Genomic DNA, 22,676 nt, shown 5'->3' with positions numbered 1-22,676 from the left:
CGTCCGTCAATTCAGCCGGAGCTCGCCGGCCGCGCGCTGCTGATCGGACTGGTGTTTGAGCACCACACCGAGCGTTGCGGCGATCATCTGGTCGTCGATCGTGTCGAGCCCGAGGGCCAGAACGGTGCGGCCCCAGTCGATCGTCTCGGCGACCGACGGCAGCTTCTTGAGCTGCATGCCGCGCAGCACGCCGATGATGCGGACGAGTTCGGTGGCGATGTGCTCGGGCAGCTCGGGCACCCGGGACAGCAGGATGCGCCGTTCGAGGTCGGGGTCGGGGAAGTCGATGTGCAGGAACAGGCAGCGGCGTTTGAGGGCCTCCGACAACTCGCGGGTCGCGTTGGAGGTCAGCACGACGAACGGCGGCCGCTCGGCGGTGATGGTGCCGAGTTCGGGGACGGTCACCGCGAAGTCGGAGAGGACCTCCAGCAGCAGCCCCTCGATCTCGATGTCGGCTTTGTCGGTCTCGTCGATGAGCAGCACCGTGGGGTCCGTGCGTTTGATCGCCGTCAGCAGCGGACGGGTCAGCAGGAATTCCTCGCTGAACACATCGTCTTTCGTGCGGTCCCAGTCGGCTCCCTCGCCCTGACCGGCCTGGATCCGCAGGATCTGCTTGGCGTGATTCCACTCGTAGAGTGCCCGCGCCTCGTCGACACCCTCGTAGCACTGCAGCCGCACGAGCTCCGAACCCGTGGATTGGGCGACCGCGCGGGCCAATTCGGTTTTGCCGACGCCGGCCGGCCCCTCCACGAGCAGCGGCTTGCCCAACCGGTCGGCGAGGAAAACCGCGGTGGCGGTTGCGGTGTCGGGCAGGTAGCCGGTCTCGGCCAGCCGTCGCGCGACATCGTCGATGTCGGCGAACAGCGGCGCCGGGCGTGCGGGCACGCTCATATCTCTCCTGGTTGTCTAGGCCGGGCGGGTTTGGCCGTCGCCCCACACGATCCACTTGGTCGAGGTCAGCTCGGGCAGCCCCATCGGCCCACGGGCATGCAGCTTCTGGGTGGAGATGCCGATCTCGGCGCCGAAACCGAACTGCTCTCCGTCGGTGAACGCGGTGGACGCGTTGACCATCACCGCGGCCGCGTCGACGCGCTCGGTAAAGCGCTGGGCGGCAGCGAGATCGGTCGTGACGATGGCCTCGGTGTGCCCGGTGCCGTAGGTGTTGATGTGGTCGATCGCTCCGTCGACTCCGTCCACCACGGCCACGGCGATGTCCATCGACAGGAACTCGGCCCGCAGTTCGTCGTCGGTGGGGTCCGAGTGCACGGTGACGCCGGCGTCCTGTAGCGCCGCCGTCAGCCGCGGCAGCGCAGTCTCTGCGACCGCGCGGTCGACCAACAGCGTCTCGGCGGCATTGCACACACTGGGCCGACGTGTCTTGGAGTTCAGCAGTATCTTCTCGGCCAGCTCGAGATCGGCCGATTCATCAACGTAGACATGGCAATTGCCCACACCCGTCTCGATCGTCGGCACCTGCGCGTCGCGCACCACGGCGTCGATCAGGCCGGCGCCGCCGCGTGGGATCACCACGTCGACCAAGCCGCGGGCCTGGATGAGGTGGGTGACGCTGGCGCGGTCATGGCTCGGCAACAGCTGCACGGCGTCGAGCGGCAGCCCCTCACCCGCGAGGGCGGACCGCAGCGCGATCACCAACGCCTCGTTGGATCGCGCAGCCGACGAGCTGCCACGCAGCAGCGCCGCGTTACCGGATTTGAGGGTCAGGCCGAACGCGTCGACCGTGACGTTGGGCCTGCCCTCGTAGACCATGCCGACCACCCCGAGCGGCACGCGCTGCTGGCGCAACTGCAGGCCGTTGGGCAGGGTGCGGCCGCGCAGCACCTCCCCGACCGGATCGGGCAGCCCCGCGACCTGACGCAGCCCGGCGGCGATGCCGTCCACGCGCTGCGGGTTGAGGGCCAACCGGTCGAGCATTGCCTCGGGTGTACCGGCGGCGCGCGCCGCCTCGAGATCCGCGGCGTTGGCGGCGAGTACCTCGTGGACATGTGACAGCACGCTGTCCGCGGCGGCGTGCAGGGCACTGTTCTTGGCCGCGGCGCTCAGGGTCGCCAGCGTCCTGGCCGCGACCCGGGCCCGCCGCGCGGCGTCATGGACCTGTCCACGCAGGTCCGCGTCCGGTACCACAACAGCACTCGACTGCGTCTGAACGCTCATCCAGCCAGCGTATCGGACCTGTTGGCGGCGTTCGACGCGTGTCAGCCCAGGGCTCGTCTAGCGTTGTCGGCTATGGCCGCTTCGCGCGTGTGCGTCGTTGGAAGCATCAATGCCGACCTGACCTTCGCCGTGCGCACCCTGCCCCGCCCGGGGCAGACCGTCCTGGCGTCCTCACTCGTATCGGCACCGGGCGGCAAGGGCGGGAATCAGGCCGTTGCCGCCGCGCGCGCAGGCGGCAACGTCGCACTCGTGGCGGCCGTCGGCGAGGACGCCGCGGCCGAGTCATTGCGCGCGCACCTGCGCGCCAACGGCGTCAACCAGGATGCGGTGGTGAGCCTGCCGGGCCCGAGCGGATCGGCCGTGATCGTCGTCGACGCCACAGGCGAGAACAGCATCGTGGTGGCACCTGGCTCGAACTCCCTGCTCGACGTGGATTCCGCGGCCGCCCGGTCCGCGATCTGCGACGCCGACGTCGTGCTGCTGCAACTGGAGATTCCCGCCACGACCGCGATCGCGGCGGCCCGGTTGGCCCGTGCGGCCGGAGCCGTCGTCATGCTCAACGCATCACCTGCAGGCACCGCCGCGCACCACCTGCTGGCGCTGTCGCACTCGGTCGACGTGGTGGTGGTCAACGAGACCGAGGCCGCGGAGTGGCATTGGCCGGTCAAGCATCTCGTGATCACCCGGGGATCGAAGGGCGCGAGTTACCTGGGTGAGGACGAACGCTTCGATGTGCCCGCGCCGATGGTGCGGGCAGTCGATACCGCCGGGGCCGGCGACGTGTTCGCCGGTGTGCTCGCCGCGGGCTGGCGCTCGGGATATGAGGATGCGCTGCGGCGCGCGTGTGCGGCCGGAGCGCTCGCGACGCTCGTGCGCGGGGCGGGCGACTGCGCCCCCAACGCCGCCGACATCGACGCCGTGCTGACGCACTGAGGCAACCAACTGAAGTTGATACCGTTGCCGTTATAGTCGCCAGCTATGACACCGCGACCGCCCGAGGGCGACTGGCTCGGCACGCCATACCTCAAGTTCGACCGGCAGGGCCCGTTCGGCGTCGTCACGCTGGACCGCCCCGAGGCGCGAAACGCCATGACACCGGCGATGTACTTCGGGATCCGCTACGCCGTCACGCATGTCGAGTCGGATCCGGACCTCGCGGGCCTGCTGATCACCGGCACGGGTGACGTGTTCGCGCCGGGTGGTGACCTGGGCGGCGGCGACGGGGTCGATGACTGGATGAGCTTCGGCGCAGCCCTCTCGATGGATGTGACGCCGTTCGAGACGTTGCGCCAGTCGGTCAAACCGGTTGTCAGCGCGGTCAATGGGTTGTGCCAGGGCGGCGGTCTGCAGATCGCGATGTGCAGCGACATGGCCGTCGTCAGCGACCGCGCCACATTCCGGGTCCCCGAGCTCTATCGCGGTATCGCCGACACCTACTACAGCCAGATGCTGGCCCGGCTGATCGGCCCGGTGCGCACCCGCGACCTGATGTTCACCGGCCGCACGCTGAGCGCCGACGAGGCCGTCGACTGGGGCATGGTGGCGCGTGTCGTGCCGCACGACCAACTGCTCGACACCGCGCGTGAGGTGCTTGCGCAATGCTGCCGCACCGCACCACGCGCACGGGGCGTGGTCAAGTCCAGCCTGGACAACTATCTGGGCTTGTTCGACCGGATCGGAATGAAGGCCAGCTACAGCGGCGACGAGGCTGCCGAGGGTTTCCGCGCCTTCAAGCAGCGAAGGTCGCCCGAGTGGGTTCATCCCGAGCTCCGGACCGAGGGCCGACTCTGAGTTAGTTCACGCTTTCCTGAATTCAGCGTTCAATGTACTGTCTCTTCCATGGAGACGGTCATCAACGGCACCGCGTTGTCCCGGTTCGGATACGCGCTCTCGGACCCGACGCGCGCCCGCATCCTGCTGATGTTGCGCGACGGGCCGCGCTACCCGTCCGACCTCGCCGATGCCATCGGCGTGTCCCGCCAGACCCTGTCCAACCACCTGGCGTGCCTGCGAGGCTGCGGACTCGTGGTGGTCCAGCCCGAAGGCCGGCGCAACCGCTACGAACTCGCCGACCGCCGCATCGGCCACGCGCTCGATGATCTGGTGGGCCTGGTACTCGCCGTGGATCCCGCCTGCTGCCCCACCGCCGATACCGAAGGCTGCTGCTGATGGTGACGGCTACCCGCCAGGATGTGTTGGCCCGCCGCATCCGCTGGCTCGTGGCGGCGACGATCACCTACAACGTCATCGAGGCGGCCATCGCACTTGCCGAGGGCACGCGGGTGTCGTCGTCGGCATTGATCGGGTTCGGCCTCGACTCGGCGGTGGAGGTGTCGTCCGCGGCGGTGGTGGCGTGGCAGTTCGCCGCCGCGGACCCCGAGACCCGGGAACGGACCGCGCTGCGGCTCATCGCATTCTCGTTCTTCGCACTGGCCGCCTACGTGACCGTCGACGCGACCATGTCGTTGTTCGGCATCGGCGAAGCGCGGCACTCACCGGTCGGCATCGCGCTCGCGACCGCGAGCCTGCTCATCATGCCGGTGCTGTCGCTCACGCAGCGCCGGGCCGCGCGCGAGCTTGGATCCCGGTCAGCCTTCGCCGATTCCAAGCAGACGCTGCTGTGCACATACCTGTCCGCCGCACTTCTGATCGGCCTGCTGCTCAATTCCCTACTCGGATGGGCGTGGGCCGACGGTGTGGCCGCACTGGTGATCGCCGCGCTCGCCGTTCGCGAAGGCGTCAACGCCTGGCGTGGTGACCCATGCTGCTAGCGGGGGGGCTCAACCGCTAACTTTCGGGAATCTCGCGTTCGATCTCGTCGAGCCAGATCCGGGCGGACATGTCCGACGGTGCCCGCCAGTCGCCTCGCGGTGACAGCGCGCCACCGTGCGACACCTTGGGCCCGTTGGGCAGTGCCGAACGTTTGAACTGCGCGAACGAGTAGAACCGCTGCGCGAACACCTGCAGCCAGTGCCGGATCTCCTTGAGCGAGTAGGCCGGCCGCTTGTCCTCCGGGAATCCGGCCGGCCAGTCCCCCTGTGCCGGATCATGCCAGGCGTGCCAGGCCAGGAACGCCACCTTCGACGGACGGAATCCGTACCGCAGCACCTGAAACAGCGAAAAGTCCTGCAGCACATACGGTCCGACTTTGGCTTCGCTGCTCTGGATCTCCTCGTCTTCACCCGTGGGGATCAGCTCGGGCGTGATCTCGGTGTCGAGCACCGACTGCAGCACCTCGTTGACGTCCGAGTCCACGGGCCCGAACTGACCGGACGCGATGACCCATCGGATCAGGTGCTGGATCAGGGTTTTCGGCACGCCGCCGTTGACGTTGTAGTGCGACATCTGGTCGCCGACCCCGTACGTCGACCAGCCGAGCGCGAGTTCGGACAGGTCGCCGGTGCCGAGCACGATGCCGCCGCGCTGGTTGGCGAGCCGGAACAGGTAATCGGTTCGCAGGCCGGCCTGCACGTTCTCGAACGTGACGTCGTAGACCTTCTCGCCACGGCCGAACGGGTGGTCCATCTCCGTGAGCATCAACTCGGCGGTCTTCTTGATGTCGATCTCTTCGAACGTCACACCGAGGGCCTCGCTCAGCCGGATGGCGTTGTTCTTGGTGCGGTCCCCCGTGGCGAAGCCGGGCAGCGTGAACGCGAGAATGTCGCTGCGCGGGCGGTTTTCGCGGTCCATCGCGCGCGCGGCGACGATCAGCGCGTGCGTGGAATCCAGGCCGCCCGAGACGCCGATGACGACCTTCGGGTAGTTCAGTGCGCGCAGGCGTTGCTCCAGACCGGAGACCTGGATGTTGTATGCCTCATAGCAATCCTGCTGCAGCCGTTCGGGATTGGCCGGTACGAACGGGAAGCGCTCGACCTCACGCAACAGCCCGATGTCCCCGGACGGCGGGTCGAGCTGGAACTCGACCCGGCGGAAGGCGTCAGACGTGGCCGCGTGGTGGCGGGCATTGTCGTCGAACGTGCCCATACGCAGCCGCTCCGAGCGGATCAGCTCCAGATCGACGTCGGCGACCGCACGTCGTTCACCGCGCGGAAAACGCTCGCTCTCGGCGAGCAGCAGCCCGTTCTCCCAGATCATCGTCTGGCCGTCCCATGCGAGATCGGTGGTCGACTCGCCCTCACCCGCCGCGGCGTAGACGTATGCCGCCAAACACCGTGCCGAAGCCGAGCGGGCCAGCAGGCACCGGTCCTCGGCACGGCCGACGGTGATCGGGCTGCCCGACAGATTCGCCAGCACCGTCGCCCCCGCCAGTGCGGCCTGCGCGCTGGGTGGTACCGGGACGAACATGTCCTCACAGATCTCGACATGCAGGACAAGGCCGGGAAGGTCGGCGGCCACGAACAACAGATCCGGACCGAACGGCACCTCGGCACCCGCGACCCGGATGGTGCCGCGCACGTCATCGCCCGCGGCAAGCTGCCTGCGCTCGTAGAACTCGCGGTACGTCGGCAGATACGACTTGGGCGCCACGCCGAGTATCGCCCCGCGGTGGATGACCACCGCCGCGTTGTAGATGCGGTGGCGGTGCCGCAGCGGCGCACCGACGACGAGCACCGGTGCCAGCACGGCCGACGCCGCGACGATCTCGGTGAGCGCTTCTTCGACCGATTCGAGCAGCGCGTCCTGCAGCAGGATGTCCTCGATCGAGTAGCCCGACAGCGTCAACTCGGGGAAAACCGCGACCGCGACGCCGTCGTCGTGGCAGGCCTGGGCCAACCGCAACACCGACTCGGCGTTGGCCGGCGGATCCGCCAGTGCCGTGTGATGAGTGCAGGCCGCAACCCGCGCGAAACCGTGGCGGTAGGCGCTGTAGAAGTCCATCGCTCCCTATTGTTGCCCGTGAAGTGTCAAGATCGGGTGACGGGGTATCAACAATCTCATGAGCGATACCGCTGTCGTCGTCGTCGACATGCTCAACAGTTACCAACACGAGGATGCCGAACTGCTGGCGCCCAATGTCGCCCGGATCATCGATCCCCTCGTCAATCTGATCAAAGCCGCGCGCGAGCGCGACGACGTCGACCTGATCTACGTCAACGACAACTACGGTGACTTCACCGCGCAGTTCAGCGACATCGTCGAATCGGCGCTCGACGGCGAGCGGCCGGACCTGGTGCGCCCGATCCTGCCCGAGGACGGCTGCCTGCTGTTGACCAAGGTGCGCCACAGCGTCTTCTACGCCACCGCGCTGGACTATCTGCTGGGTCGGCTGGGCACCGAACGCGTGATCCTCGCCGGCCAGGTCACCGAGCAGTGCATCCTCTACAGCGCCCTGGACGCCTACGTCCGCCACTTCGACGTCGTCGTTCCGGCCGACGCGGTCGCACACATCGACGCCGGACTGGGCGAGGCTGCGTTGGAGATGATGCGGCGGAACATGAGCGCCGAGGTCGTTCCGGCCGCCGAGTGCCTGGCCTGACGTGTCGACGCTCAGCCGAGATCGATGATGACCTTCACGTCGGTGCCGGTTTGACGGTGATTGCACGCATACCGGCTGAGTAGCCACATCTCCGACCGATCTACCCTCGACAGAGTGGATGCACCCGAACTCGTGACCCTGCTACAGGGGCGCCGTGTCGCCGTGCTCACGGGCGCGGGGATGTCCACCGACTCGGGGATCCCCGACTACCGTGGGCCGGATTCGCCGCCGAGCAACCCGATGACCATCCGGCAGTTCACCTCCGACCCGGTGTTCCGGCAGCGCTACTGGGCCCGCAACCACATCGGCTGGCGGCACATGGACGACACCCAACCCAACGCGGGCCACCGCGCACTGGCAGCGCTCGAAGCCTCGGGCGTCGTGACGGGATTGATCACCCAGAACGTGGACCTGCTCCACACCAAGGCCGGCAGTCGTGACGTGGTCAACCTGCACGGGACTTACGCACAGGTGGTGTGTCTCGACTGCGGTCACACCATGGCGCGAAGTACGCTGGCCGACTTGTTGGAGCAGGCGAATCCAGGTTTCCTGGAGCGTGCCGAGACGGTCGGTGGCATCGCCGTGGCCCCGGATGCCGATGCCGTCGTGACCGATACCGCGTCGTTCGTCATCATCGACTGTCCGGTCTGTGGCGGGATGCTCAAACCCGACATCGTCTACTTCGGCGAGAACGTCCCGAAAGAGCGTGTGGAGCAAGCCTATTCAGTGGTCGATGCGGCACAGGCCCTTCTGGTGGCGGGTTCGTCGCTGACCGTGTACTCGGGCTACCGGTTCGTCCGTCATGCGGCAGCGCGCGGCATGCCCGTCGCCATCATCAACCGTGGCCCCACTCGCGGCGATGACCTCGCGACCGTGAAGGTCGACGCGGGCTGCTCGGAGATGTTGACGCTGCTCGCCGGTGAGCTGGTCAGAACGTACACGGCATCGCCCGGATAGCGTGCACGAAATTGCCTTGCAGATAGGCCGGTTCGCCGGCCGCGATATCGGGAAGCTGGTGCAGTAACTCGGCGAAGAGCGCTCTCAGCTGCGTTCTCGCCACATGAGCGCCCAGGCAGAAATGCCGTCCGCCACCACCGAATCCCAGGTGCGGATTCGGTTTTCGGCTCAGATCGAGTACCTCGGGCCGGTCGAATACGGCGGTGTCCCAATTGCCCGACGCGTAGAACATCACGACCTTGTCCCCAGCGGCGATCTTCCGGCCACCGATCTCGACATCGGTTGCCGCGGTGCGCCGGAACGTCATCACGGGCGTCGCCCACCGCACGAGTTCTTCTACCGCACAGCCGATCCGATCGTCGAAATCCGCCATGAGCCAGGCGCGTTGGTCAGCGAAGTCGGTCAGCGCCTTGAGCGCGTGGCTCGTGGCCTGCCGGGTGGTGTCGTTGCCTGCCACCGCGAGCAGCACGAAGAACGCGGCCACTTCGGCGTCGGTCAGGCGGTCACCATCGACCTCGGCCTGGACGAGGGCACTGATGAGGTCATGGCCCGGCTGCGCACGCCGTTGCGCGGCCAGTTCGCCGGCGACCTGATGCAAATAGACCTGGTTTTCCAGCAGTACTTCGAGCGGGTTCCTGCCGTCGAGGTACACCGGATCGGCCCAGGACACCAGGGCATCGGCCGCGTGCGCGACCTGCTGACGGTGAGACTCGGGAATGCCGACCATGTCCGAGAGCGTGCGAATGGGCAGTTCCTTGGCACACTGGTCGACGAAATCGACACCGCTACCTGCCGTTTTGAGTTCGGCGACGATCTGGCGCGCGTTGGCCTTGATGGAGGTTTCGATGCGGGCCACTTGACGCGGGGTGAAGGCGGCGTGGACCAGTTTGCGGATCAGCGTATGCCGCGGTGCGTCCATGGCCAGGAACGACTGCGAGGCCTCCAGCAGTTCCTCGGGCACGTTCTCGAACAGCACACCCTTACCGGACAAGAAGGTCTCACTGTCGCGGCTGATGGCGACGATGTCGGCGTGCCGGGTGACCGCCCAGAACCCCTGATCGTTCGGATCATGCATGAGCGCATCCTCCACCGGCGGATGCCAGCTCACCGGCCGGGCGGCCCGAAGCTCGGCAAACGCGTTTTCCCGCTCGGCTGCCGAGATGGCCCAGAACTTTCGCGACGACAAGTCGACGGAGTCGTAGGCACGCTGCGACAAGGATGTGATCGGCGACACAGGCATGGCGCGACAATAAGTCTAGACAGTGTGTCTAGTCAAGGTGAGAACGAAGCCGATACGCTGTGGGCATGCCATCGGTGACGCGAAAGCCGCAGGCCAAACGTGAGGAACGGCGCGAAGAGATCGAACGTCAGCTGCTGGCGGCAACCGATCGGCTCATGGCCGACGGCACGAGCTTCACCGAGCTGAGCGTGGACAAGCTGGCCACCGAAGCCGGCATCTCGCGCGCAAGCTTCTACATCTACTTCGAGGACAAAGGCCATCTGCTGCGCCGCCTGGCGACGCAAGTCTTCGGCGAGCTGGCACGCGATGCCGAGCAGTGGTGGGGCGTCGCGGGCCGGCGTGATCCCGCCGATGTGCGCGCCGCGATGTCGGGCATCATCGCGAGCTATCGCCGCCACCAGCCGCTGCTCGTCGCGCTCAACGAGATGTCGGCCTACGACTCACTCGTCGGGCAGACGTACCGCGAACTGCTCGCCGGCATCACCGCGCAACTGACCCGGGTGATCGAGGACGGCCAGGCCGACGGGTCGATCCGCCCGCAGCTCCCGGCCGCCACCACGGCGAGCGCGCTCACGTGGCTGGTCGAGCGCACCTGTCACATCAACCTGCCGTCGCAGCCGGCGTCCTACGATGCCGAACTCGCCGCGACGCTCACCCAAATCGTCTGGGCTGCCCTCTATCTCGAGTCCCCACCCGAGTGATTTGTGCACCGTGACCGGCGGTGAGCGCCGCTGGAGGTGCACAAATCACTACGTGGCGACGAGATCGTCGGCGTGTACGGCGGGTCTGCGCATCTCGGCGGGCAGATCCGCGGTCGAGCGGCCGATCATCTTGGCGAGCTCGGCCGCCTCGTACGCCACCACGCCGCGGGCGACGGTGCGGCCGTCAAGCGCACGCAGGTCGACGACATCTCCGCCGTGGAATCGCCCGGTGACTTCGGTGATCCCGGCAGGAAGCAGTGAGCGGCGCTGCTTGACCACCGCGCGCACCGCACCGTCGTCCAGCGTCAGCGTGCCTGCCGACTCCGCGGCGTAGCGCACCCAGAATCGGCGTGCCGACATCCGCTCGGGCCGGGGTGCGAACACCGTGCCCACCGATGCGTCGTCGAGTGCGGCGGCGGCATCGGCCGCGGCGGCCAGCAGGACCGGAACGCCCGCGTCCGCGGCCAGCAGTGCCGAGGACAGCTTCGACGCCATGCCGCCCGTCCCGAGATGGCTGCCGCGACCGGCCACGACACCGTCGAGATCGCCCTGCGCGGCAACCTCAGGGATGAAGCGCGCGTTGCCTTTTCGCGGATCGGAGTCATAGAGGCCGTCGATATCGGACAGCAGGATCAGTGCGTCGGCCCCGACGAGGTGCGCCACCAGGGCCGAGAGCCGATCGTTGTCGCCGAACCGGATCTCGTTGGTGGCCACGGTGTCGTTCTCGTTGACGATCGCCACCGCATGCAGGGCGCGCAGCCGGTCGAGGGTGCGCTGAGCGTTGTTGTGCTGCACGCGCATCGAGATGTCGTGCGCGGTGAGCAGCACCTGGCCGACCGTGCGGTTGTAGGCGGCGAACGCCGAACTCCACGCGTTGACGAGGGCGACCTGGCCCACGCTGGCCGCGGCCTGCTTGGTGGCCAGGTCGGCCGGGCGCTTGCTGAGCCGCAGTGGTTCGATCCCGGCGGCGATCGCACCGGAGGACACGATCACCACATCGGACCCGGCCTTCATCCGGCCCTCGATCGCTTCGACCAGGCTCGCGAGCCGGTTCGCGTCGAATACCCCCGAGGGCGTGGTGAGCGCGGTGGTGCCGATCTTGACGACGACGCTGCGCGCGGTACGCACAGCATCGCGATGAATGCTCATTCGCCGCTCTCCCGGCGGGCCTTCCGTGCGGCCTTGCGCTCGTCGGCGGACACGCGGTCGCTCTGTTCGAGCCGGACATCGGTGCCGCGGCCGGTGAGCGGTACATCGATCCCGGCCGGGGTCTGCGGTTCCCAGTCGAAGGTCATGTCACCGATGGTGACGGCACAGCCGGGTTGGGCGCCCAGCTTGAGCAGTTCGTCCTCGACACCCAACCGCGCGAGCCGGTCACCGAGATAGCCGACGGCCTCGTCGTTGTCGAAGTTGGTCTGCGCGATCCAGCGTTCCGGCCGGGTGCCCCGCACGATGAACCCGCCGTGCCCATCGGACTCCACGGTGAAACCGCTCTCGTCGACGGCGATCGGCCGGATCACCGGACGCCTCGGCACCACCTCGGGCTGCGCATCGCGGTACTTCTTGACCATGTCCCACAACGCAAATGTCAAGGGGCGCAACCCGTCCCGGCTGACCGTGGAGATCTCGAACACGGGCCAGCCGAACCGGCGAGCGACTTCGTCGCGCACGAAATCGGCCAGTTCACGGGCGTCCGGCACGTCGATCTTGTTGAGCACCACCGCACGCGGCCGCGACGCGAGATCGCCCAGCGTCGAATCCCCCTGCAGGGTCGGGGTGTAGGCGGCCAATTCGGCCTCGAGCGCCTCGATGTCGGAGATGGGGTCGCGGCCGGGCTCCATGGTCGCGCAGTCGACGACGTGCACGAGGACCGCGCACCGCTCGAGGTGACGCAGGAACTCCAGACCCAGTCCGCGTCCCTCGGAGGCTCCGGGGATCAATCCGGGCACGTCGGCCACGGTGTAGGTGTTGTCCCCCGCCGACACCACACCGAGGTTGGGCACCAACGTGGTGAACGGGTAGTCGGCGACTTTGGGTTTGGCAGCCGAGATCGCGGAGACGAGCGAGGACTTGCCTGCCGACGGGAAACCGATCAGCCCGACGTCGGCGACCGTCTTGAGCTCGAGCGTGAGGTCGCGGGCCTGGCCCTTCTCCCCGAGCAGTGCGAAGCCGGGGGCCTTACGCGCCCGGGAGGCCAGCGCTGCGTTGCCGAGGCCACCGCGTCCGCCGGCCGCCGCCTCGAACCGGGTTCCGGCACCGACGAGATCCGCCAGCATCCGGCCCTGTTCGTCGAGCACTACGGTGCCGTCGGGAACCCGAACCTCGAGGTCGGTGCCCGCGGCACCGTCGCGGTTACTGCCTGCGCCCTGCTTGCCGGACGGCGCGACCACATGGGGATGGAAATGAAAGTCCAGCAGGGTGTGCACCTGCGGGTCGACGACGAGGATGACGCTGCCACCTCGACCGCCGTTGCCGCCGTCAGGACCACCGAGCGGTTTGAACTTCTCGCGGTGCACCGACGCGCAGCCATTGCCGCCGTTGCCTGCCCGCGCGTGAATGACGACGCGGTCGACAAACCGGGGCATCGGACATCCTCTCCGTCGAATGTGAAGCTATCGCGAAAGTTCTATCGAGAACTCGCAGCTGCTTCACATTCGCGGAGAATCCTCGATGTCTCAGGCCTCCGGGCGCGGCACGGGAACGATGTTCACGTGCTTGCGGCCACGCTTGGAGCCGAACTCCACGGCGCCGGGAGCCAGGGCGAACAGGGTGTCGTCGCCGCCACGACCGACGTTGACGCCGGGGTGGAAATGGGTGCCGCGCTGGCGGACGAGGATCTCGCCGGCCTTGACGACCTGGCCGCCGAACCGCTTGACGCCGAGCCGCTGGGCGGCTGATTCGCGACCGTTGCGTGAGCTGGAAGCGCCCTTCTTGTGTGCCATGTCGAAACGCCTCCTATTACTTGATGCCCGTGACCTTGAGCACAGTCAGCTGCTGACGGTGCCCCTGGCGCTTGTGGTAACCGGTCTTGTTCTTGAACTTGTGGATGCGGATCTTGGGACCCTTGGTGTGCTCGAGCACCTCGCCGGTGACCGCGACCTTGGCCAGGTCATCGGCCTTGCTGGTGACCTTCGCGCCGTCGACCACAAGAGCGACGGGCAGCGATACCGACGCGCCGGGCTCGGAGTCGAGCTTCTCAACCTTCACCACGTCGCCGACGGCAACCTTGTACTGCTTGCCGCCGGTCTTGACGATTGCGTATGTCGCCATCGTGTCCTCTGCTCTAGCTGCTCTGCGGGCGCGCGTTACCGGTCGGTGCGTGCGCGGGTCTTGGGTGGCGGGGTGCCCCGCCGTCGCCAGCCTGCGAACCACAGGCACTGACGACAACTGGTCAAGGGTACGTGACCAGCGGGTAAAGGGTCAAACCGGCCCTAGTGCACGGCGCGCCGGGCGCCGTACCACTGCTCGCCTGCGGGTTCACCGGCCAGATTCCAGCTCCACGACACCCGCGGGGTGATGCGCGCATACCAGCCGGGCCCCATCATGCCGACGCGTTCGACGGGTGGTTCCGCGTCGCCGTAGACGCGGATTGCTCTGGCAATGAACGGGTCCATCGACACCAGATCGTCGACGACTAGCGAGACCTGGGTGCGGCCCTGAGCGATGTTGACGAGCTTGCGGGTCCGCAGCACATCGGCACCTACGCCACCCACCCAGATGTCGGAACCGTCCACCTCGAAGGCGACCGGGACGACATCGGGCTGCCCGTCGGCGTTCACCGTCGCCAGCCGCGCCACCGGTTGTGACCTCAGGTACGCGAGCTCGTCGTCGGTGAACGCCACCGGTCAGCCCTCGTGTGCGGGCGGGCCGGCGGGGCGCGCGGCTGCCCGGCGGCGGACGCGGCCACGGGCCACCGCTACCGGCGGCTGGTAGACCACGACAGCCGGCTCGTCGTCCTCGTCCTCGTCATCGGAGTCGTCGTCGTCCGAGTCCTCGTCCGAGTCGTCTTCGTCTGAATCCTCGTCCGAGTCATCGGTGTCATCGTCATCGGAGTCGTCGGAGTCATCCGAGCCATTGATCACCTCGATGTCCTCGTCGAGGTCGTCTTCGTCCTCGTCATCATCGAGGTCGATCTCGTCCTCGGTGTCGTCGGACTCGTCGTCCTCGTCCTCGGTGTCCTCGAAGTCGTCGTCGCCAAGTGCGCCGGCGGTCTCGGGCACGGTGTGTTCGGCGGCAGTCTGCTCGTCGTCGCCTTCGGTTTCGAGAACCTCGCGGTCCTCGCCGGCCGTGTCCTCGTCGGAGTCCTCGTCGTGGCGACCGTTGGCCGCGGCCATCGCCTTGAACATCGGGTGTTCGCCCGCCGCATGCGCCGGCACCTTGGCCACATGCACTTCTTCGGTGCGAGCCGCGCCCTTCTTGCCGCGCTTACCGCGACGCCCGCCGCCGCCCGGGGACTCGGCCTTGCGGCCGCCGTTGGTCGATGCGGAGTCGACGGGGTCGCCGTGCAACACGATCCCGCGGCCGCCGCAGTGCGTGCACGCCGTCGAGAACGCCTCGATCAGCCCGGTGCCCAACCGCTTTCGGGTCAGCTGCACCAAGCCGAGCGACGTGACTTCGGACACCTGGTGGCGCGTGCGGTCACGGGCGAGCGCTTCGGTCAGCCGCCGCAGCACGAGGTCACGGTTGGACTCCAGCACCATGTCGATGAAGTCGATGACGACGATGCCGCCGATGTCGCGCAACCGGAGTTGCCGCACGATCTCCTCGGCGGCTTCCAGGTTGTTGCGAGTGACGGTCTGCTCCAGATTGCCGCCCGAGCCGGTGAACTTGCCGGTGTTGACGTCGACGACGGTCATCGCCTCGGTGCGGTCGATGACGAGCGTGCCGCCCGACGGCAGCCACACCTTGCGGTCCATCGCCTTGGCCAGCTGTTCGTCGATGCGGTGCACGGCGAACACGTCCGGCGCGTCGGCCCCGGCAGGCTCGTATTTGCTGAGCCGGCCCATCAGGTCGGGCGCAACGGTGTTCACGTAGGAGTTGATGGTGTTCCAGGCGTCGTCACCGGAGACGATGAGCCCGGAGAAGTCTTCGTTGAACAGGTCGCGGATCACCTTGACCAGCACGTCGGGCTCTTCGTAGAGCGCGACGGCCGCGCCGGCCTTCTTCTCGGTGATCTCGGCGGCTTTGGCCTCGATCTCCGTCCACCGCTTCTGCAGCCGCTCGACGTCGGATCGGATGTCCTCTTCTTTCACACCCTCCGAGGCGGTACGGATGATCACGCCCGCGTCTGACGGGACCACCTCACGCAGGATCTCCTTGAGCCGCTGCCGCTCGGTGTCGGGCAGCTTGCGACTGATACCCGTCGAGGACGCCCCCGGCACATAGACCAGGTAGCGGCCGGCCAACGACACCTGCGTGGTGAGCCGGGCGCCTTTGTGCCCGACCGGGTCCTTGCTGACCTGCACGACGACGTAATCGCCTGGCTTGAGGGCCTGCTCGATCTTGCGGTTCTGCCCGCCGAGCCCGGCGGCTTCCCAGTTGACCTCGCCGGCGTAGAGCACACCGTTGCGGCCGCGGCCGATGTCGACGAAGGCGGCCTCCATCGAGGGCAGCACGTTCTGCACGATGCCGAGATAGATGTTGCCGACCAGGGACGCCGAGGCCGCTGAGGTGACGAAGTGTTCGACCACGACGCCGTCCTCGAGCACCGCGATCTGGGTATAGCGGGCGCCTTCGTGCGGTGGCTCGGTGCGCACCTTGTCGCGCACGATCATCGTCCGCTCGACGGCTTCCCGGCGGGCCAGGAACTCGGCCTCGCTCAGGATCGGCGGACGGCGGCGGCCGGCGTCGCGGCCGTCGCGCCGCCGCTGCCGCTTGGCTTCGAGCCGGGTCGATCCGCTGATGCCCTGGATCTCGTCTTTGTCGGACTTGTCCGCGCGCGGAGCACGCTCGTGCACGACGGTGTTGGGCGGATCGTCCGGAGACACCGCCGATCCGTCGTCATCGCCCGAGCCGGCCTTGCGCCTGCGCCGCCGCCGCCGGCGGCGAGTGCTGCCGTCGGTGCCGGTGCTGTCCTCGTCGCCGCCCTCGTCGGATTCGTCGGACTCGTCGCCGGTGTCCTGATCGCCGGTGTCACCCTGCTCGTCGACGTTGTCGTCGCCCTCGCCCGCGTCACCGTCGCTCTGTTCGCCACGTCCGCGGCCACGGCCACGACGGCCACGGCGGCGCCTGCGTGCGGCCGGCTTGTCGGCCTGTTCCTCGTCGGTGTCGGACTCCGAGTCATCGTCCTCGTCCTCGTCGTCGTCGATGTCGACCGGTTCGAAGGACACGGGCTGCGGGGCGACGAAGAGCGGCAGGTAATCAGCCCGCTCGGTGTGGGCTTCGCGCGCCGGCGGGATGTTCGCGGTCTCGAGAATTAGCCGCGACTCCGGCTCATCACCCACAAGCGCGGTTGCCGCGGGCTCGTCGGCTTCCGCGGTTTCCGGCTGGGCCTCGACAGCCTCGGCCGGTGCTTCTTCGTCGGGTGCTTCTTCGGCCGGCGACGGCTCCTCGGCCGGGGCCACCACCACAGCCTCGGTCACCGCCACGGTGACCGCGTCGACCTGCACCGGCTCGGCCGCCTCGACGGGTTGACCGGCCTGGGCGGGCTCGACGGCCAACGCCTCGCGCACGCGCTCGGCATCGACCTTGTCGATGGTGGAGTGGGCGCTGCGCTGCCGGCCGTCGAACTCGGCGAGTGCATCGAGCACGCGCCGGCTGGTGGTGCCCAGAACTCGCGCCAGCGAGTGGACTCTCAGCCGCTCTGGGAGTCCCTCCTGCTGCGGAGTCTGGGGTGATAGGTCTTCGGTATGGGCATCTTCGGCCACGAATTCTCCTCAAGCCCCCGGGCGCGTCGTGCGACGCGGCCACGCGAGGGCTTCCGCTATTGGCCCGGGATACGTTCCCCGGGCTTGTTGTGGTCTCGCTCCGAGCGGCTCGTCTACCGAACCCACCCGGTGCCTGGCTGAATGATGGCTGGACGGTCGGCGCCACACCGGATTGCGGTGGTCGCGCTCGTCGAAGTCTTCATTCGGGTGATCAGCCCCGGTTGAGGCCGATTACCCGGAACCAGTATCCCACATCACTGACGCGGTTCTGACCAGACGGCCAGAGAGACCGCGCGGCGGATCAGGAAGAAGTGGCTTCGCCTGGGAACCACAGAGCAATCTCGCGGGCGGCTGATTCGAGCGAATCCGAGCCGTGCACGAGGTTGTCCTGGGTGACAAGTGCCAGGTCACCGCGGATCGTGCCGGGAACGGCCTTCTCCACGGGATCGGTGCCGCCGGCGATCTGACGGAACGCGGCCACGGCACGCGGGCCCTCGACGATGGCCGCGACAACCGGCCCGGAGGTGATGAATTCCAGCAGGGACCCGAAGAACGGCTTGTCTTCGTGCTCGGCGTAGTGCTGCCGGGCCAGGTCATCGCTGACGTTCTTGAGTTCGAGGGCCGCAAGCGTCAAACCCTTGCGTTCGATCCGGCTGAGGATCTCCCCTACGAGTTGGCGCTTCACGCCGTCGGGCTTGATCAACACGAGGGTCCGCTCAGTCACGGCAGAAAGAGTACCGGTCGGTAGCCGGCGCCGCTCAGCAGGTCCCCCCGCTATTCCGGAGGTGGTTGCTGGCCCGGCAGCAGGCCACGTTCCTGTCTGCGTTTGACCTCTGTGCGCAGGTACACGATCAATAGCCAGACGACGGCGAACACCACCCCGATGAAGCCGATGGCACCGTGGATCACCACCCCGGCGATCAGGACAACCTGGATGCCGAGGTTGGCCCAGATCGCCCACGGTCTGCCCTGCACGCCGCACATCAGGATCAGCACGACGGCCAGCCCGATGAGGTAGCCGCCGGCGGTCCAGGTGAGACCGCTCTCGCCGACGGCGACGACCGGTAGCGCCAGGAGCACCACAATGGCTTCCAGGATCAGCGTCCCCGCCATCACTCCGCGGAAGCTCTTCCACGGATCCGGCGGTGTCGGAGATGTGCTCATGCGGGATCCCGTCCGAACAGGGTCCGGGCCGCGCCCGCGGTCACCACCGAACCGGTGATCACGACGCCCGCCCCGGAGAACCCCTCGCCCTCCGCACCGGACTCCTCGACCAGGGCGGTGGCCGTTTCGATGGCATCGGGCAAGGTCGCAGCGGTGATCACACGGTCCTGGCCGAATCGTTCCTCTGCCCGCAGGGCCAGCGATTCGACGTCCAGAGCGCGTGGCGACCCGTTGTGCGTCACCACGATCTGGTCGAATGCCGGCTCCAGCGCGGTCAGAATGCCGTCGACGTCCTTGTCGGCCATGACCGACACGACGCCGACCAGAAGCCGGAAATCGAACTCCTGCTGCAGCGTCTGCGCCAACGCCGCCGCGCCTGCCGGATTGTGTGCGGCGTCGATGAAAACCGTTGGTGCGCTGCGCATCCGCTCCAGCCGGCCGGGGCTGCGCACCGCGGCGAACCCGGCCCGTACCGCCTCGACGTCCAGTTGCCGGTCCGCGCCGGCTCCGAAGAACGCCTCCACCGCGCCCAGCGCCACCACGGCGTTGTGGGCCTGATGCTCACCGTGTAGTGGCAGGAAGATGTCGGAGTACACCCCGCCGAGGCCCTGCAGTTCCAGTAGCTGACCACCGATGGCCACCTGGCGTCCCAGAACCGCGAATTCGGAATCCTCCCTGGCGACCGCGGCGTCGGCGCGGACCGCCTCGGCGAGCAGCACCTCCATGGCCTCGGGGTCCTGTTTGGCGATCACCGCGACGGTGTCGGTCGGCACCAAATCCTCTTCCTGGCGGGTGATGATGCCGGCCTTCTCGCCCGCGATCGCGGCGATGGTGTCGCCCAGATAGTCGGTGTGGTCGATGCCGATCGGGGTGATCACCGCGACCGGAGCGTTGACGACGTTGGTGGCGTCCCAGCGCCCGCCCATGCCGACCTCCACCACGGCGACATCGATCGGCGCGTCGGCGAATGCCGAGAAAGCCATGGCCGTGAGCACCTCGAACTTGCTCATGGCCGGTCCGCCCGCCGCCTCCGACTGCTGGTCGACCAGTTGCACGAAGGGCTCGATCTCGGTATAGGTCTGCACGTAGTGAGCCGGCGAGATCGGTTTGCCGTCAATCGATATGCGCTCGACCGCGGACTGCAGGTGCGGGCTCGTGGTGCGCCCGGTGCGCCGGTGCAGTGCGGTCAGCAGCGCATCGATGATGCGGCATACGGACGTCTTGCCGTTGGTGCCCGCCACGTGGATCGACGGATAAGCCCGTTGCGGTGAGCCGAGCAGTTCGAGCAGGGCCGCGATGCGTGTGGTGCTCGGCTCCAGTTTGGTCTCCGGCCACCGCTGGTCGAGCAGATGCTCGACCTGCAGCAACGCGGCGATTTCGTCCGGCGAAGGAACTGGGTCAGTCACCGGATTCCCTGCTCCTCGCGCGGGCGCTCATCGCAACCCGGCCAGGCGTGCGGTGATGCGTTCGACCTCTTCATTCGCCAGTTGCTGGCGACCCCGGATCTTGTCGACGACCTCCACGGGTGCCTTCGCCAGGAATGCGTCGTTGCCGAGTTTGGCTGTCGTGGTTGCCAATTCCTTCTGCGCGGCGGCGAGGTCCTTTTCCAGCCTGCGCCGCTCGGCCTCGACGTCGACGGTGCCCGAGGTGTCGACCTCGACGACGACGGTGCCCTGCGACAACCGGACCTCGACCGCGGCCGACGGGGTGAACCCCTCCCCTGCTTCGGTGAGCCAGGCCAGCGAGCTGATCGCCGGAAGCTGTGCCTGCAGGCCCGCGGCCGCGATGTCGGACAACCGGGCCGGGACCTTCTGCCGGTCCGCCAGACCCTGGTCGCTGCGGAAGCGGCGCACCTCGGTGATCAGTTTCTGCATGTCGATGATGCGTTGTGTCGCAACCGAATCCAGGGCGAACCCGGAGGGCTCGGGCCACTGCGCGATCACCACCGACTCGCCATCGGTGAGCGTCTTCCACAACGTCTCGGTGACGAACGGCATGACCGGATGCAACAGCTTGAGCAGCGCATCGAGGACGAAGGCCAACACCGCGGTCGTGTGCGTGACGCCCTCGTTCAACTGCACCTTGGCCAGCTCCACATACCAGTCACAGAACTCGTCCCACGCGAAGTGGTAGAGCGACTCGCAGGCCCGGCTGAACTCGTAGCTGTCGAAGGCCGAATCGGCCTCTGCGCGAACCTCTTCCAACCGGCCGAGGATCCACCGGTCGGCATCGGTCAGCTCTGGCGCAGCAGGCAACGGCGCGGGAGCGGCCCCGTTCATGAGCGCGAAGCGGGTCGCGTTGAACAGCTTGGTGGCGAAGTTGCGCGACGCGCGGGCGTGGTCTTCGCCGATCGACAGATCACCGCCCGGGCTGGCGCCGCGAGCCAGGGTGAAGCGCAACGCGTCGGCGCCGAACTTGTCGACCCAATCCAGTGGGTCGATACCGTTGCCGCGCGACTTGCTCATCTTGCGGCCGAACTCGTCGCGGATCAGGCCGTGCAGGAACACATTCTCGAACGGGACCTGCGGGCCACGTTTGCCTTCGAGGGTGATCGCCGGATCGTCGCCGACGAAGGTGCCGAACATCATCATCCGGGCGACCCAGAAGAACAGGATGTCGTAGCCCGTCACCAGCACCGACGTCGGATAGAACTTGGCCAGTTCGGCGGTGTGGTCCGGCCAGCCCATGGTCGAGAACGGCCACAGCGCCGACGAGAACCAGGTGTCGAGGACGTCGGGGTCCTGCTCCCAGCCCTCGGGCGGGGTCTCGTCCGGGCCAACGCACACGGTCTCGCCGTTGGGTCCGTGCCAGATCGGGATCCGGTGGCCCCACCACAGCTGGCGTGAGATGCACCAGTCGTGCATGTTGTCCACCCAGGCGAACCACCGCGGCTCCAGGCTCGGCGGATGAATCACCGTGTCGCGGTTGCGCACCGCGTCACCGGCCGCCTTGGCGAGCCCTTCGACCTTTACCCACCACTGCAGGGACAGGCGCGGCTCGATGGGTTCACCGCTGCGCTCGGAATGTCCCACGCTGTGCAGGTACGGGCGCTTCTCCGCGACGACGCGGCCCTGCTCGGCCAGTGCCTCGCGCACCTTGACGCGCGCCTCGAAACGGTCCATCCCGTCGAATTGCGTTCCGGTGTCTGCGATCCGGCCCTTGGCATCCATTATCGTGGGCATCGGGAGTTGATGCCGCAGCCCGATCTCGAAGTCGTTCGGATCGTGCGCCGGGGTGACTTTGACTGCGCCGGTACCGAATTCGGGGTCGACGTGCGTGTCGGCGACGACGATCATCTCGCGGTCGACGAACGGATGCGGAAGCGTCTTGCCGACGAGGTGGCGATAGCGTTCGTCGTCGGGGTGCACCGCGATCGCGGTGTCGCCGAGCATCGTCTCGACGCGGGTGGTCGCGACGATGATGTGCGGTTCGTCGTCGTTCATCGAGCCGTACCGGAACGAAACCAGCTCGCCCTCGACGTCTTCGTACTTGACCTCGAGGTCGCTGATCGCCGTCTCCAGCACCGGCGACCAGTTGACCAGCCGCTCGGCCTGGTAGATCAGGCCGGCGTCGAACAGCCGCTTGAAGATCGTGCGGACCGCGCGGGACAGACCGTCGTCCATGGTGAAGCGGTCGCGGCTCCAGTCGACGCCGTCGCCGAGGCGGCGCATCTGGCCACCGATCGTGCCACCGGACTCGCGCTTCCAGTCCCACACCTTGTCGATGAACAGCTCGCGGCCGAAGTCTTCCTTCGTCTTGCCGTCGACTGCGAGCTGCTTTTCCACGACGGTCTGGGTCGCGATGCCGGCGTGGTCCATGCCGGGAAGCCACAGCACCTCGAAGCCCTGCATCCGCTTACGCCGCGTGAGCACGTCCATCAAGGTGTGGTCGAGCGCGTGGCCCATGTGCAGGCTGCCGGTGACGTTCGGCGGCGGCAGCACAATGGAGTACGCAGGCTTGTCGCTCGTCGGGTCGGCCGTGAAGTAACCCGCGTTCACCCAGCCCTGATACAGGTCAGCCTCTACCGAACCCGGATCCCAGGACTTGGGGAGGGCATCGGCGCGGTTATCAGGACTGGGAGTCACCGCGCCATTCTAAGAAGACCGGCCCCGGATAAGCGAAAGCCCCCGACGCCCGGT

The 22,676-nt window shown here is 67.6% G+C and carries 21 protein-coding genes; 7 read left to right on the top strand and 14 right to left on the bottom strand.

The features are described 5' to 3' along the window. Window positions 1-6: 6 nt before the first annotated feature. Together AWC31_RS30810 and AWC31_RS30805 are read right to left on the bottom strand one after the other, a co-directional pair. Window positions 7-891: an AAA family ATPase gene (locus AWC31_RS30810; RefSeq protein ID WP_067847129.1), complete on the bottom strand. Its 885-nt coding sequence runs from the start codon at window positions 889-891 to the stop codon at window positions 7-9. 15 nt (window positions 892-906) lie between these two features. Further along, window positions 907-2,172 carry a glutamate-5-semialdehyde dehydrogenase gene (locus AWC31_RS30805; protein ID WP_085148609.1) on the bottom strand — a complete coding sequence of 422 codons (1,266 nt, stop codon included), beginning with the start codon at window positions 2,170-2,172 and terminating at the stop codon, window positions 907-909. 72 nt (window positions 2,173-2,244) lie between these two features. Here AWC31_RS30805 and AWC31_RS30800 point away from each other — a divergent pair, with 72 nt between their 5' ends. Genes AWC31_RS30800 through AWC31_RS30785 form a run of 4 tightly spaced genes read left to right on the top strand, consistent with a single transcriptional unit; the run spans window position 2,245 to window position 4,943 of the window. Continuing rightward, the gene (locus tag AWC31_RS30800) at window positions 2,245-3,105 is read left to right on the top strand and encodes a ribokinase (RefSeq protein WP_085148607.1); all 861 of its coding nucleotides are present in this window, start codon (window positions 2,245-2,247) and stop codon (window positions 3,103-3,105) included. 45 nt (window positions 3,106-3,150) lie between these two features. Beyond that, window positions 3,151-3,963 carry an enoyl-CoA hydratase/isomerase family protein gene (locus AWC31_RS30795; RefSeq protein WP_085148606.1) on the top strand — a complete coding sequence of 271 codons (813 nt, stop codon included), beginning with the start codon at window positions 3,151-3,153 and terminating at the stop codon, window positions 3,961-3,963. 48 nt (window positions 3,964-4,011) lie between these two features. Continuing rightward, window positions 4,012-4,341, top strand: coding sequence for an ArsR/SmtB family transcription factor (locus tag AWC31_RS30790; RefSeq protein ID WP_067847139.1), 330 nt, complete (start codon window positions 4,012-4,014; stop codon window positions 4,339-4,341). Further along, window positions 4,341-4,943, top strand: coding sequence for a cation efflux transmembrane domain-containing protein (locus AWC31_RS30785; RefSeq protein ID WP_085148604.1), 603 nt, complete (start codon window positions 4,341-4,343; stop codon window positions 4,941-4,943). Before AWC31_RS30790 ends, AWC31_RS30785 begins: the two co-directional genes overlap by 1 nt. 16 nt (window positions 4,944-4,959) lie before the next feature. Here AWC31_RS30785 and AWC31_RS30780 read toward each other — a convergent pair whose 3' ends face one another. Beyond that, on the bottom strand, window positions 4,960-7,011 hold the full coding sequence (locus AWC31_RS30780) for an NAD(+) synthase (RefSeq protein WP_085148602.1): 2,052 nt from the start codon (window positions 7,009-7,011) through the stop codon (window positions 4,960-4,962). Window positions 7,012-7,069: 58 nt separating this feature from the next. On the opposite strand from AWC31_RS30780, the gene AWC31_RS30775 reads away from it, so the two are divergent. Next, window positions 7,070-7,609, top strand: coding sequence for a cysteine hydrolase family protein (locus tag AWC31_RS30775; RefSeq protein WP_085148600.1), 540 nt, complete (start codon window positions 7,070-7,072; stop codon window positions 7,607-7,609). 114 nt (window positions 7,610-7,723) lie between these two features. Further along, window positions 7,724-8,566: an NAD-dependent protein deacetylase gene (locus tag AWC31_RS30770; protein ID WP_085148598.1), complete on the top strand. Its 843-nt coding sequence runs from the start codon at window positions 7,724-7,726 to the stop codon at window positions 8,564-8,566. On the opposite strand, the gene AWC31_RS30765 is transcribed toward AWC31_RS30770, so the two are convergent. Continuing rightward, window positions 8,538-9,806 carry a cytochrome P450 gene (locus tag AWC31_RS30765; RefSeq protein ID WP_085148595.1) on the bottom strand — a complete coding sequence of 423 codons (1,269 nt, stop codon included), beginning with the start codon at window positions 9,804-9,806 and terminating at the stop codon, window positions 8,538-8,540. The two genes, AWC31_RS30770 and AWC31_RS30765, sit on opposite strands and share 29 nt — an antisense overlap. Before the next feature lie 65 nt (window positions 9,807-9,871). On the opposite strand from AWC31_RS30765, the gene AWC31_RS30760 reads away from it, so the two are divergent. Beyond that, a complete protein-coding gene (locus tag AWC31_RS30760; protein WP_085148592.1) occupies window positions 9,872-10,507 on the top strand; it encodes a TetR/AcrR family transcriptional regulator in 636 nt (211 codons plus the stop codon). Between the two features lie 48 nt (window positions 10,508-10,555). On the opposite strand, the gene proB is transcribed toward AWC31_RS30760, so the two are convergent. The 10 genes from proB to AWC31_RS30710 all read right to left on the bottom strand — a co-directional run bounded on the left by proB (window position 10,556) and on the right by AWC31_RS30710 (window position 22,622). Continuing rightward, window positions 10,556-11,656 (bottom strand): glutamate 5-kinase, encoded by a 1,101-nt coding sequence (proB, locus tag AWC31_RS30755; protein WP_085148589.1) that lies wholly within the window; start codon window positions 11,654-11,656, stop codon window positions 10,556-10,558. Next, entirely contained in the window at window positions 11,653-13,092 is a 1,440-nt protein-coding gene (obgE, locus tag AWC31_RS30750; RefSeq protein ID WP_067847174.1) for a GTPase ObgE, read from the bottom strand. Before obgE ends, proB begins: the two co-directional genes overlap by 4 nt. 90 nt (window positions 13,093-13,182) lie before the next feature. After that, window positions 13,183-13,449: a 50S ribosomal protein L27 gene (rpmA, locus tag AWC31_RS30745; protein WP_067847176.1), complete on the bottom strand. Its 267-nt coding sequence runs from the start codon at window positions 13,447-13,449 to the stop codon at window positions 13,183-13,185. A 16-nt stretch (window positions 13,450-13,465) separates the two neighbouring features. After that, the gene (rplU, locus tag AWC31_RS30740) at window positions 13,466-13,777 is read right to left on the bottom strand and encodes a 50S ribosomal protein L21 (RefSeq protein ID WP_067847179.1); all 312 of its coding nucleotides are present in this window, start codon (window positions 13,775-13,777) and stop codon (window positions 13,466-13,468) included. Between the two features lie 161 nt (window positions 13,778-13,938). Beyond that, window positions 13,939-14,349: a PPOX class F420-dependent oxidoreductase gene (locus AWC31_RS30735; protein WP_067847180.1), complete on the bottom strand. Its 411-nt coding sequence runs from the start codon at window positions 14,347-14,349 to the stop codon at window positions 13,939-13,941. 3 nt (window positions 14,350-14,352) lie between these two features. Further along, on the bottom strand, window positions 14,353-17,373 hold the full coding sequence (gene rne / locus AWC31_RS30730) for a ribonuclease E (protein WP_085148586.1): 3,021 nt from the start codon (window positions 17,371-17,373) through the stop codon (window positions 14,353-14,355). Between the two features lie 301 nt (window positions 17,374-17,674). Then, the gene (ndk, locus tag AWC31_RS30725; RefSeq protein ID WP_085148584.1) at window positions 17,675-18,097 is read right to left on the bottom strand and encodes a nucleoside-diphosphate kinase; all 423 of its coding nucleotides are present in this window, start codon (window positions 18,095-18,097) and stop codon (window positions 17,675-17,677) included. 50 nt (window positions 18,098-18,147) lie between these two features. Next, the gene (locus AWC31_RS30720) at window positions 18,148-18,537 is read right to left on the bottom strand and encodes a DUF4233 domain-containing protein (RefSeq protein WP_085148581.1); all 390 of its coding nucleotides are present in this window, start codon (window positions 18,535-18,537) and stop codon (window positions 18,148-18,150) included. After that, entirely contained in the window at window positions 18,534-19,943 is a 1,410-nt protein-coding gene (gene folC, locus AWC31_RS30715; RefSeq protein WP_085148578.1) for a bifunctional tetrahydrofolate synthase/dihydrofolate synthase, read from the bottom strand. Before folC ends, AWC31_RS30720 begins: the two co-directional genes overlap by 4 nt. 27 nt (window positions 19,944-19,970) lie before the next feature. Then, window positions 19,971-22,622, bottom strand: a complete 2,652-nt coding sequence (locus AWC31_RS30710; protein ID WP_085148575.1) for a valine--tRNA ligase — start codon at window positions 22,620-22,622, stop codon at window positions 19,971-19,973. Window positions 22,623-22,676 lie beyond the last annotated feature (54 nt).

It is taken from the genome of Mycolicibacterium wolinskyi, from assembly GCF_002101965.1.
Lineage (GTDB): Bacteria > Actinomycetota > Actinomycetes > Mycobacteriales > Mycobacteriaceae > Mycobacterium > Mycobacterium wolinskyi.
The sequence above is the reverse complement of the archived record's forward strand: the minus strand, read 5'-3'. Positions and strand labels throughout refer to the sequence as shown.

Bases quoted from the DNA above. Each gene is read 5' to 3' on its own strand.
- AWC31_RS30810 (WP_067847129.1), bottom strand. From the start codon at position 891: ATGAGCGTGCCCGCACGCCCGGCGCCGCTGTTCGCCGACATCGACGAT.
- AWC31_RS30805 (WP_085148609.1), bottom strand. From the start codon at position 2,172: ATGAGCGTTCAGACGCAGTCGAGTGCTGTTGTGGTACCGGACGCGGAC.
- AWC31_RS30800 (WP_085148607.1), top strand. From the start codon at position 2,245: ATGGCCGCTTCGCGCGTGTGCGTCGTTGGAAGCATCAATGCCGACCTG.
- AWC31_RS30795 (WP_085148606.1), top strand. From the start codon at position 3,151: ATGACACCGCGACCGCCCGAGGGCGACTGGCTCGGCACGCCATACCTC.
- AWC31_RS30790 (WP_067847139.1), top strand. From the start codon at position 4,012: ATGGAGACGGTCATCAACGGCACCGCGTTGTCCCGGTTCGGATACGCG.
- AWC31_RS30785 (WP_085148604.1), top strand. From the start codon at position 4,341: ATGGTGACGGCTACCCGCCAGGATGTGTTGGCCCGCCGCATCCGCTGG.
- AWC31_RS30780 (WP_085148602.1), bottom strand. From the start codon at position 7,011: ATGGACTTCTACAGCGCCTACCGCCACGGTTTCGCGCGGGTTGCGGCC.
- AWC31_RS30775 (WP_085148600.1), top strand. From the start codon at position 7,070: ATGAGCGATACCGCTGTCGTCGTCGTCGACATGCTCAACAGTTACCAA.
- AWC31_RS30765 (WP_085148595.1), bottom strand. From the start codon at position 9,806: ATGCCTGTGTCGCCGATCACATCCTTGTCGCAGCGTGCCTACGACTCC.
- AWC31_RS30760 (WP_085148592.1), top strand. From the start codon at position 9,872: ATGCCATCGGTGACGCGAAAGCCGCAGGCCAAACGTGAGGAACGGCGC.
- proB (WP_085148589.1), bottom strand. From the start codon at position 11,656: ATGAGCATTCATCGCGATGCTGTGCGTACCGCGCGCAGCGTCGTCGTC.
- obgE (WP_067847174.1), bottom strand. From the start codon at position 13,092: ATGCCCCGGTTTGTCGACCGCGTCGTCATTCACGCGCGGGCAGGCAAC.
- rpmA (WP_067847176.1), bottom strand. From the start codon at position 13,449: ATGGCACACAAGAAGGGCGCTTCCAGCTCACGCAACGGTCGCGAATCA.
- rplU (WP_067847179.1), bottom strand. From the start codon at position 13,777: ATGGCGACATACGCAATCGTCAAGACCGGCGGCAAGCAGTACAAGGTT.
- AWC31_RS30720 (WP_085148581.1), bottom strand. From the start codon at position 18,537: ATGAGCACATCTCCGACACCGCCGGATCCGTGGAAGAGCTTCCGCGGA.